Raw genomic sequence first — 10,915 nt, 5'->3', positions numbered from 1 at the left:
CTTCTTGGAATGACAGTTCACTGTTGAACTGTAAGTTCGACAATGCCTAAGCTTTTCACTTAGGAACGTGTCGCACCTCCCTCTGGATCGATAATCATTGCATGTGTATCTGCAAGTGATGTTTCACGAGCGAGCTTCATTTTTAAAAGTAAACTTTTCCCGGAACCTGAAATTCCTGTCACACCAATGTTATAGTTTGGTGGACGATAATCTGCATTCCCGAATGAATTTAAAAATTCTACTTGGCCAGTAATTTTATTCTTTCCTATTGGTATACCACCGTTAAATCTTCCGGATCCTGACACAAAGGGTGCAAATGTACATAGAGCACGTCTATCGATGTTCCGATAAGTATCTTGCAGCGTATTTGGTGCCCCTAGTGGCATAGTAGCTTTCAAACCACTTTTCACACGGTTCCAAGTACTTGCTATCTTAAAATGAGATGCTTGCATTTCATCTTCAATATACTCACATAAAACGTCCAATTCTTTCTTTGATTCTGCGTAAGCAACACCCATTGTACTCACCATATACGAGTCGTTTTCATTGAACTGGATTTCATCCATTAAATTGTTTGTATCTTGAATTTTTGCATCTAAGTCTTTTTCTTGGTCAATGTTTCCTCGTGTACGTTGGAAAGAAAGATTCGAACGTAACATTGTCAGCTGCATATCTAATGATCGCATTGCCTTAGCTTTTGGCTCTTTATGAATATCAATCATGACATCCACTTCCCCGGCTGAAGTTAACATGTTCAGCCAATTCGTTTGCATCATACGTGGATATCCATCACGTGGAATATAAAACGGACGGAAGAACGTATTACTTCCTAAAGATTGTTTAATAACCCCATAATCTTCTGCATCAATTTTCATTCCTTCTGGGGCAATAACATCAAACACTGTTGTTTGATTGTCTAATTGCGTCGGTACTTCCTCTTCTTCCAACTCTTCCTCCTCTAGCTCCAATTCGTCCCTCTCTTCTGCTTCTATTTTTTTCTTTTCCTTTTTCTTTCTTCCGAACAACTTCATGTTTACGCCACCCCGTTATTTGATTTTTCTGCCTTTTCTTCTGCTAGCACTTTCTTCATTAACTCTAGTTTTCTTTCATTTGTTTCCCCTGTTGAATAGAGGGAGAAATTCTCATTTTCAATTAAGTCCTGGAAACGAGCTTTTACAGCTTTCCGACGGTTAAATGCTACATATAAAAGTTCTATTAATTTATCTTTCGTTAACATTTCTACATTAATTTTTGCTTTCGATAGTAGATTTCGAGAAGCATTATAACGGCGATATAATTCGTTAAACGCCTTATCCACAATCTTTTCTTCCAACTCTTCCTCTGTATCAGCAGTAATCGTACTAATATCAACCTTGTATGGATAAATTAAATAACGCTTTTGTTCATATCGAGGTTGCGAACGCTGCCAGTACTCTAAGTTATCGATAACTTCTTGGCCATATAGAACCGTCTCTGGTGTAAGGTCCTTCGCACCTTTCATCGTTTCTGTCATTTTGCGTACAGGATCTGTTAAATCCACAAACTTACTTTGAATATATACTTTCGTATTAAATTCTAATGTGGTTAACCATGATTCAATTTTGATATCAATTGCTTCTTGTTCCATATTGGAGAGTAAATAATAGTTAACTGGATGTGCTTCCGCAATCAGAACAAATGTATCATCATGATATCGAATCATATGATTATCGATTTCCTTAATGTCTTCTACAAAAGCACGAAAGAAGTCAACATTATCCTCATCAATTTCCGATTCAGCAGGCGTATTTTTTTTATTTTTCTTTCCAGCTTTTTCAGTAGTGTGTTTCTCTACTCCACCTTGCTTTTTCCCTTTTTTCTTAGAACCAAACAGCGGTTTTCCATTCATTTTCCGATAAAAGAAAAATCCCACAATGGCTATTGCTGCAAAATATATCATTTCTAACATTTATAAGTTCTCCTTTGCCCATGTAGTTGGCTCGTATCCTTTTCTCCACTTACCTTTTTCGGAACGGCTACGCATTTTAATAAGTAGATACTTATCTAGATACATGTGTTGTTTTTCTTTATATATAAACGCAAACGTTATAACACCTATTACCGTCGGTAGTGCTAAAATTAAGCAAATAAAAAACGCTACTACCGCATCAATAGGTGCAAATAGTCGCCATAAAAATGGTACATATAAATAAAGGGATGCTCCGCCACCTAATAGATAAATCAATTGGCGTTTGCTCAGCACACCTAATAGTGTTTTTTGTTCCGAAGTCATATCAACAGGAACGGTTACTTTTCTCATTTTGTTTCCTCCCTTGTATAAGAGAAGCTCTCCCCAAATAGAGGAGAGCTTGTACAAACTCTTATGTTAGATTGTCGTAACCCAAGCAGCGATATCGTAAGCTTTGATCATGACAAAGCCTCCAATTGCCGCGCAAGCTAAACCAATCATAGCTTGTGTACGGTTTTCAGGGTTCTTCCCTTGTGCTCCAGATAGTTTAATAGCTGCAAATACAACGCAAGCTGCTACCCAAATTCCCCCAAAACCAATTAAGGTTTTCACCAAAGTGTTCATGCTTTTTTGAACGGTTTCAGCATTACCGCCACCACCATTACCACCAAGCCCTTTCGAAAAACTATTTTTTGCCAGTAAGAAATCTCCTACTGATGTTGTCATAAGTTTTGCAGACAACCAATTCAACATAATTCCTGCACCTCCGGGTGTTTTTGCTCGCAAAACGCAAAAAGACCCCAATACACGCACACGTCCCCTAAGGACATGGCGCATATTGAGGTCTTCTCTTATATGCGAACTGATTAAATTTATATTTTATTGTAAAATCTTATTACGTTTATATTATAGCAATACGATTTTAAAAATACAACCCCTTATTTACACCTTTATTACTTTTTGTCTACTTTGTTTGGATCGTACCATACCATTTTTATTATATCGTATTCAAATTTGTAGCAAAAAAAATGTGTAGATTCAAACCAAGGCTAACCACAAAAAAATAAGTGCAGATATAATATTTTAAATTAAACTGTATTCTAGATAACTAGCTATATATTCAATTTTGTACGACATATCGTTTTTTCTTAATGTTAAAATGAAAGAAAAAGGAGACTTGTTCATGAGTGAATTAATCAGTGATGTATTGGTTGGGATCGTTATGTCGATTCCTTCAAAAAAGGAAAAAATGATTCGTAAAAACTTTAAGTTATTGAAAAAAGAAACGTGGTTTAAAGAGATTGAACAAAGATACGGTAGATTAATGGTATTTAACTATTCCATTAGAGAACTTGTTAAAAAAGAGGATCTTGAGGCAATCTTAAAGGATGTTAAGAAGACTAATGAATTTCGTTATGAATTAGAGGAAATCCTAAAGCAAGAAAAAATATAGTTATAATCACAAAATGGGCATCAATTAAAAATCAAAAATAGGTAATTGTTTGTAATCACAATTACCTATTTTTGATCATTTATATTTACTCTTTATGTTTTAAAATTTCATTAACCTCTTCCACACTTAATTCAGTGGCTTCCGCTACTTTCTCTATAGGTACACCGACATGAATTAAATTGTGAATTATCTCTATCTTAGTTGCAATTCTAGTCTCTTCTGTGGCTTTCTTGGTAGCTTTTTCTTCTGCCGTTTCTATTTCTGATATTCTATCTTTTATTGCTTTTTCTCTAGCCTCATATAAGCGTAAAAAATCCTTATCGCTACTTAAACGCTCCCAATCCTCTATTGCTTTTTTCAAAACTGGATCTTTTTCCATTGCTATCGCCTCCAGGATTGTTGTTAATTTCTCATCCTCATGCGCAGGGAATAATAATAACCAACGCGCTAAAGAATTTTCCCATGGATTCATTCGTTCTCCTCGCCATTCTTGAATCACTTTTGGAATTTCAAGAAAATGCAACTGCATATTTTCAGTAATAATGCGCTTCGATTTCTTGTTCATCACTGTATTAACATTATGAAACTCTTGCTCTTCTGGAAACAGAATGAAATCTACTATGTTAATGCAAATGGTTGGTCTTAATTCTGTGTACTTCATCCCTTGAGTCATTTGAGAATAATACATGCCAGCCCAGTAGAACAAAGAACGCTCTATCATATCTTTTTTGTCTCGAACTTGAATCTCTATATTTAATTTTATACCATTATTCAGAGTAGCTCGCAAATCTAAAATAGATAATTTATCATCCTTCTGCTCTCTTGGAAGATGCGGATCATCTAAGTGCAAAGATGTAATTTCTTCATCAATAGATGATTGTAGTACCGCATTAAGAAACCCTATTAATATATCTTCATTTCCTTCTACTCCAAACAGACGCTTAAAAGCATAATCAACTCGTAAATTTACTAGATTCTTTTTTACATAGACACTCATGTTCTTCCTCTACCTTTCTCGTTTTAAAATTGTATTTTAGGACATAAAAAAAGATAGAATTACAATTCTATCTTTTCCCCCTCTATTCATCTCACCATATATGGATACTAGTTATTTAACATATACGAAATATCCTCTTCACACATATTTGTCGCATTTGCAATTGTCGTGATAGAAACTCCTTCACTATAAAATCGTTGAATGAGTTCCATTCTTTCTTGTTCCCTAGCTTTTTTGTCTACGTCCATTAATTGTTGCATAATATCCATATCCTTCATACACACCTTTCTTTTATATAAAATCCCCTAGCTAAAATAATATGATTTATTATATTGTGCGAAAAACGGGCTTGAAAGAAGCTTGCATTGCATCATCGAGACCTTTCCCTTGTGTTGGGTTCCATGCTGCAATAACTACGTTATAGCCCACTCGCTTTAACTCTGTCGCAAAGTCTATAAGAGCTTTCCTTACTTTTTGATTCTCTACTAAATCGGCATCAAACGCTAAATAGACATTTTCTACACCCATATCCTTTAATACAGGCATAGCAATTCGCCAAGCATTTACACCAGGAATCGCAAGAACCGTTGTTCCTATTTCAGAAATCTCCTCTTTATTAAATCTCTCTGGAATCAAATCAGCAATCAAATCGGCTTTCATAGGTCCTTCTGTGATCATTACTGATTTCGTTTGATGCAATGTACCAGAATTCCAATGTTTTAAATGAGAACTTGGTACCGCTACATGTACAGGAAGTGGATTTTCACTACCACCTGCACCAGCCCCTTGATTTTTGTTTGCTGATGAGAGCCATAGATATTTTTGCCCTTTATGGATCTTTACAACAATTTGTCCCTCTTGAAATGGAATCTCTACCTTTTTGCTCACTTCTAGTTCGCCTTCAAAGATACAATCACCATCTTTAGTTATCTTTACAACATTAGGCTGCTCGATTAATTCCGCTTGAACTCCAGGAGATGCCGATTTCACATGAACGGAGTTTTTCACTTCATCCACACGAACCTGCCATCCAACAATTTGATTGTACTGGTTTCGAAAAGGGATCAATATACCAGGAGATCCTGACATCAAACGAAGAGAAAGTTGACCTTTCTTCATTTCATAAAATCCTGGGATTCCCTGCCAGCATTTTTTATTCCCAATCTGTTTAAATAACTGTTCCCAAACGGTGGTATATGTATTATCCTCCTCTAACACAATTTGTTGTTTTAAGAATGAACGATATTGACGTACTTGTATTTGTTCCTCGCTCATTTTTCTATCTCGTAATAAATGTGTATGATGATGCTCCTGCAATGGTATGAAATCCATTAATTTCCGATTAAACACATCTAATTCCTCATTGCTTTTCTTATCATGAATCTGAACTTCATCCGCCTCAGGCAATTGATACTTATCTTTTCCATTTATGTAGTGAATGTAGCTTGGGTTGCCCGTGTTTTTTCCGTAAATCCATTTACTTTCTACACGTGTACACGCTACCTTCTCTTGCGAAACATGCAGCATGCAATTACCTGTATCATGACAAATCGGACACGTGACACGGTAAAATTCCCACCAGCTACCTCTTGGATAAGCACTCGTTAAACGAAATTGACCTTTTTGAATGTTATAATTCATTATTCCCCACTCCTTGTATACTGTTAATTATATATGGAACAGCTACTTCCATTAAACTCTTTATACTTCTATTTAGATATTCTCTTTGTTCTCCTAATGGATATACAAAAGAATATGTATCACAAACTAAATAATCGTTTCTATGTTCTTGATCTAGCAAAGCTGATTCTACATACGATTCAAATGCTCTAGCAAACATCTCATGATTCGTAGACCAATACTTTTTGGTTCTCTTCTTATCTAACTTAATGGCTGTATCAAAGTATACAGACCCTGTCGCTTGATAAGATATTTCATTAAGTTTTTCGCCTGTTTTTTTATAGTGATAAGCAGCCAACATTTGTGCGGTTTTCTCAAATTCTTTTTCAACCTTACGTTCCATACGCGTCTTAGCTGCGCCTGATAAGGTATCCAGCTTTTTGTACGAACTTAAGTGATATGATTCTAGAATACCTGACACATTTCCCTTATATACATCATAACTATTGATGACACTACCATAGAAATACCACTTTCTATCATAAGCATTTTCCACATTAATTAATCTGGCCACTTTTCCTTGTTTACAGGCATCTAACACAGCTTGCATCTTATCTTTGATAATAGCAGGCAAAATATTCCCGACACTCTTCCCACTAGATAAGTAAGCAAGGCTCCCGTTTTGAAAATCATGACTACAATCATACAAGAAATGATCCAATGCATGACCCCATTCATGACACAATGCTCCAACCCCGTTATCACGAGTTAAATTAATGACTTTGGTAGAAGGTTCATAATGTGCTAATGCATTGCCGCTTCCTCTCGCACCAATTGCAAGCCCTAAGCGTCCTCCTAGCCCTATGTATTTAGGTGGAATCCCCAATATACGGGCTACATCATGTAACGCCTCAGATACATGCTCAATATGTTCTTTCGCATATTGTTCGGTGCAATAATGTCCAAATTGCATTCCCTTCAATCCAAACATAGTAACTACGTCTTCAGGTTTGGTAGCAAATTCTACTTTTGGTCCTTTTCTTTGGAGGGTAACTGGCAGTTTCCTACTCCAAGCAGCTGCGGATTTCTTACGGGTCGTAACCTTTTTCGTAAGTAAATCATTCCATGTTAGTTCATGTGATACACGAAGGTATGTAGATTTAATACTTTTTGAATTTGTACAAAGTGATATGAATTTCTTTCCTAATATTAATAACTCCATACCATCTGCATCAACAAATTCATCAAAATATTCTTCTACCATTCTTTTAAATGTGTATGTGACATTCTTATTTTTTTTAAATGCATACCAACCGTTTTGCATTTCCTTACCGTAAGAACCAACAAGATCTATCCATTGTTCTGAGGTATGTATTAACTGTATATCATGCCATATTCTTCTACATGCTTGCACATACAGTTTTCTTGCAGTCGGTGTATCTACAATTGGCTTCTTATCAATCCTGCCCACTAGTAATTGCTTTAACTTTGCAACACGTGCCGGGATATCATTTTCTTTTTCTAGTTCAAAAGAAAATGGAATCAATGTATTTCGATCCAATGTATTGAGTGCTTCTACTGGAGATTCTTTTTCAATTTCTGCTAAAACATTTAAAGAAAATGATACTAAAAATGATTCTTTTAAGGCTCGTAGCTCTTTCTTAGCTCCTACTAATTTCTCACCAACATCATAGCTGTATCGATTGCGAACTTGTTTATCTGTCCTCACATCTTGTACTATTATGTTTTCTCTTACCTCTAAATCGAACAGTTCAAATAAATTCATGCTAAAATCCTCCTTAATAAAATAAAAAGACAGAAATTCATAGTCGTTTTTAACTACGGATTTCTGTCATTCCCTCTGTCTGTACACTTTCACATGATTTTGCAAATTACTCATTAAGATACACTCACACCTGTTAAAGAGAAAAGATCTTCTTTTGTCGGATTTAGTGCCTGTAACCAGCTATCTACATTTAGAAAGTTTACTTTTTTTAATTCTTCACCTTTTTCTGCACGCTTAACCACTTCTAACACTCCATTATGATGCACAATCATCGCTAGATCATCCTTCTTAAAAAGATAATCCACATCTGCAGGCTTTACATAATGGCTGTGTAGAATCGGTTTCCATTTCTTAATGGAATACCCTTCTATTTCTAGGAAACCACGGATTGCAGTGAAGCGATAACTTGTTCCTCTAAAGCATCGCTCCAATAAAAAAAGGAAATCTCGTATACATCCATTGAAATAGACATGATACAAAAAGATTTCCCCTGCTTGTTTGGCTGCTCGCTGTGACAAGTTTGATGGTTTAATGGAAAACTGATAACAATCTCGTTCCCAAAATGCTCCTTCCTTTGTAACTCTCATTCGTAATGCACGTAAATTTGGCATAAAATCATCTGGATGTGCAGAACAAAATATAGATACTTCATAACTCATTTTCATTTGAATTTCCCCCTGGTTATATATTTTTTATTTTTCTACTTCACAACAATTGATTACTTTACACGTAGAATAGATAACTCAAAAATATGAAGAAAAAGTAATACTCGATAAAGCCACGGCAAATGTTTTTCTCCATGATACATGTAAAGTTCTTTCGTTTCCCTTCTATAAGCAAATTGAACACCTAAGTGTGTAGGAAGTTTTGATATGTCCTCCATTTCAACGTTTTGAATAATCTCAATAACGGTATGGGAGGACTCCTTTAATAGTTTCTTTAATGGCTCAAGAGGAATATTAAATAATCTACTACACTCCTTAGTTCGCTCTTTGTTATATTTAATAATTCTGGCCAATTCTTCTACAGTCGGATCAAATAAAGGATTTGTAACCTCTACATACTCAGACATAACTTTTTCTAATGTACAATCCATCTTGTTAATAATATAAAGACCCCATTCCTTAAACATATCTTCTAACGTACATGGATATCCATACACCTCTAAACAGTACTTCCTTTCAAATGGAAAATAACAATCTTCTTCACAATCATGGCGTAAAATTGGTAAAAAAATCGTATTGTAATACTCATCAGAGTTGATGTGTAAGGCTGTCATTTTATTTGCAATATAGTCTTCTGTATCACGGAATATGCTAGAATTACGCTCTCGAATTGGTTGAGTAACTTCATTCCTCTGAAAGATTTTTATTATCTCCTCTAGTGATAGTAATGGTTTATCTAGTGTAATTGCATGTTCGTATTTCATTATAATGATCCCCTTCCAAAGCAAAAAAAACACAAATCTTGTGTTTTTTCTCACAGTGTTTTTTATTTGTATACCTAAATCTAAATACCTTTTTACAAGTGATTCCTAACTTGAAAACAACACAAAAAGGGCTCCTTCAAGTCGATTAAAAATGTGCATAGCAAAATAAGCTATATATACACTAATCGGCTCAAAGAAGCCCTTTCATAAATGAAACAAGACGCAACTTGCTTCTACAACTCAACCACAACACAATAAGGTGTGGGAATAAACGGAATCAATTAAACATTAAATATATATTTATATTAATCAATTCGCATCTAAATTTCAATAACTTTATGTTTTCTCAAAAAAATGAACATGTTTATTTTTGTTTCTTTTGAAAATTATGTATAATAAAATTATCCTACATGAGATATTGAGTCATATCTCATTCGTCATTTAATAAGGCCTTATTTTTTATTCTTCCTTTATTTACTATTAACTAAATCCAATTCGTGTTACAATCATAACAAACACATGTTCTTCGGAGGAGGATTTTCATGTTTAAAATGTTCAAAAAGGACCAAAAAAATGAAGAAACAGCTATTTTGGTAACTAAAGATTCATTTGATATTTTCTTATTTCCTACTAGCCATGATGAGCAATACCATTTAGTAATAGAAAACTTCCACGTAGGTTACAATCACTTTTTACTATTCGTTGATAGAAAAAATCATGCATTGCACATTTATGATGACCTTTATACTATTGTTGGCGGAACAAGTGCTATTAACCTAATTAGCGAATATCTAATTGAAAAACTGTACGAATTATTGCATTTAAAAGACTATAAAAATGCAAAAGTACTAATTTACTTCCCTGAGAATCATAAGGATTCCGGTTTAGTATCTTATGGTTACCAATCAAAAAAGGATGATTTTGATTTTGGACTTGATATCAGTGGAATAACTAAACATGAAGCATATTTAGAACTAGCTAAAAAAAATGCATAGTTCATTGAGCTGTATAAATTAATAAAAAGACAAAAGTTATATACTTTTGTCTTTTTATTTTAAAGCAATCCATTCGTAGCTTTCCCACTCTTTTGGTTTCTTATCATACTTGATACGACCAGTCGTACAGAATGATGCAATCATCCATTGTATGAGATTCATCTTTGCATATGGATCAACACAATCCTCTATTTTTTTCAATTGATAACCCGTACTATTTTTCTGCCAAATTGTATATAAACGAAAATGTGTTGTCGTAACTAGTCTAGTTTTTGTTGTAACTTGCCATTTTGCAATTTTCGTTAGATCCTCTTTGACTTTTCTATCATACTCTTGTTTTATGACTTTATAACTCTTATCTTTATTAATTAATCCATTAGAAAATGAAAAAGGCATTTGATGCACCTCATAGACGGTTCCTTCTTCATCCCCTAAAATGTTTGATTCTACTAGAAATATATTCTTTAGTTTTAACTGTTCCGTTAATTCTTTTCCGCTCCGATAAAAAGGTTTTTTCATCTTCTGAAGCAGAACAACCTGTACAATTAATCCGATAAGTAACGGATACGCTAGTATAAACACCATATGAATAAACATATTTGCAATAAGCACCCCATGCCCATCAACTTAAGAATTTTCACTACCCCCAAGTGACAAAAAACGTTATTCTTTCTAAAAAGCTAGCTA

Annotated in this window: 12 protein-coding genes and 1 pseudogene; 2 read left to right on the top strand and 11 right to left on the bottom strand. The window is 34.5% G+C overall.

The features are described from left to right. Positions 1 to 77: 77 nt before the first annotated feature. The 4 genes and pseudogenes from PDQ33_RS26585 to PDQ33_RS26570 all read right to left on the bottom strand — a co-directional run. Positions 78 to 1,031, bottom strand: a pseudogene (locus tag PDQ33_RS26585) (hypothetical protein); the annotation flags it as partial. Positions 1,032 to 1,033: 2 nt separating this feature from the next. Beyond that, positions 1,034 to 1,948, bottom strand: coding sequence for a hypothetical protein (locus PDQ33_RS26580; RefSeq protein WP_000892008.1), 915 nt, complete (start codon positions 1,946 to 1,948; stop codon positions 1,034 to 1,036). Then, positions 1,949 to 2,299, bottom strand: a complete 351-nt coding sequence (locus tag PDQ33_RS26575) for a PrgI family protein (protein ID WP_001233532.1) — start codon at positions 2,297 to 2,299, stop codon at positions 1,949 to 1,951. Positions 2,300 to 2,365: 66 nt separating this feature from the next. Beyond that, a complete protein-coding gene (locus tag PDQ33_RS26570) occupies positions 2,366 to 2,785 on the bottom strand; it encodes a hypothetical protein (protein WP_001996082.1) in 420 nt (139 codons plus the stop codon). A gap of 346 nt (positions 2,786 to 3,131) precedes the next feature. On the opposite strand from PDQ33_RS26570, the gene PDQ33_RS26565 reads away from it, so the two are divergent. After that, a complete protein-coding gene (locus tag PDQ33_RS26565) occupies positions 3,132 to 3,401 on the top strand; it encodes a hypothetical protein (protein ID WP_048519936.1) in 270 nt (89 codons plus the stop codon). Between the two features lie 85 nt (positions 3,402 to 3,486). Here the strand turns inward: PDQ33_RS26565 and PDQ33_RS26560 are convergent, their stop codons facing one another. From PDQ33_RS26560 to PDQ33_RS26535, 6 genes are all read right to left on the bottom strand, one after another. Beyond that, complete coding sequence (locus PDQ33_RS26560) at positions 3,487 to 4,398, bottom strand: Rpn family recombination-promoting nuclease/putative transposase (protein WP_048519935.1); 912 nt, start codon at positions 4,396 to 4,398, stop codon at positions 3,487 to 3,489. 107 nt (positions 4,399 to 4,505) lie between these two features. After that, positions 4,506 to 4,658 carry a hypothetical protein gene (locus PDQ33_RS26555; RefSeq protein WP_172452034.1) on the bottom strand — a complete coding sequence of 51 codons (153 nt, stop codon included), beginning with the start codon at positions 4,656 to 4,658 and terminating at the stop codon, positions 4,506 to 4,508. A 67-nt stretch (positions 4,659 to 4,725) separates the two neighbouring features. Beyond that, positions 4,726 to 6,039, bottom strand: coding sequence for a DUF3854 domain-containing protein (locus PDQ33_RS26550; protein WP_270756894.1), 1,314 nt, complete (start codon positions 6,037 to 6,039; stop codon positions 4,726 to 4,728). After that, positions 6,029 to 7,804, bottom strand: coding sequence for an LPD1 domain-containing protein (locus tag PDQ33_RS26545; protein WP_270756891.1), 1,776 nt, complete (start codon positions 7,802 to 7,804; stop codon positions 6,029 to 6,031). The genes PDQ33_RS26550 and PDQ33_RS26545 overlap by 11 nt, the downstream gene beginning before the upstream one ends. A 113-nt stretch (positions 7,805 to 7,917) precedes the next feature. Then, positions 7,918 to 8,469 carry a hypothetical protein gene (locus PDQ33_RS26540; protein ID WP_063676496.1) on the bottom strand — a complete coding sequence of 184 codons (552 nt, stop codon included), beginning with the start codon at positions 8,467 to 8,469 and terminating at the stop codon, positions 7,918 to 7,920. Between the two features lie 53 nt (positions 8,470 to 8,522). Beyond that, positions 8,523 to 9,233, bottom strand: coding sequence for a hypothetical protein (locus tag PDQ33_RS26535; protein ID WP_270756889.1), 711 nt, complete (start codon positions 9,231 to 9,233; stop codon positions 8,523 to 8,525). 542 nt (positions 9,234 to 9,775) lie between these two features. Between PDQ33_RS26535 and PDQ33_RS26530 the strand changes: the two genes are divergently transcribed. Beyond that, a complete protein-coding gene (locus PDQ33_RS26530) occupies positions 9,776 to 10,228 on the top strand; it encodes a hypothetical protein (protein WP_061885144.1) in 453 nt (150 codons plus the stop codon). A 54-nt stretch (positions 10,229 to 10,282) separates the two neighbouring features. Here the strand turns inward: PDQ33_RS26530 and PDQ33_RS26525 are convergent, their stop codons facing one another. Further along, positions 10,283 to 10,825 (bottom strand): hypothetical protein, encoded by a 543-nt coding sequence (locus PDQ33_RS26525; RefSeq protein ID WP_270756897.1) that lies wholly within the window; start codon positions 10,823 to 10,825, stop codon positions 10,283 to 10,285. Positions 10,826 to 10,915 lie beyond the last annotated feature (90 nt).

The sequence above is a fragment of the Bacillus cereus group sp. Bc031 genome, assembly GCF_027716265.1.
GTDB classification, from domain to species: domain Bacteria; phylum Bacillota; class Bacilli; order Bacillales; family Bacillaceae_G; genus Bacillus_A; species Bacillus_A paranthracis.
The sequence above is the reverse complement of the archived record's forward strand: the minus strand, read 5'-3'. Positions and strand labels throughout refer to the sequence as shown.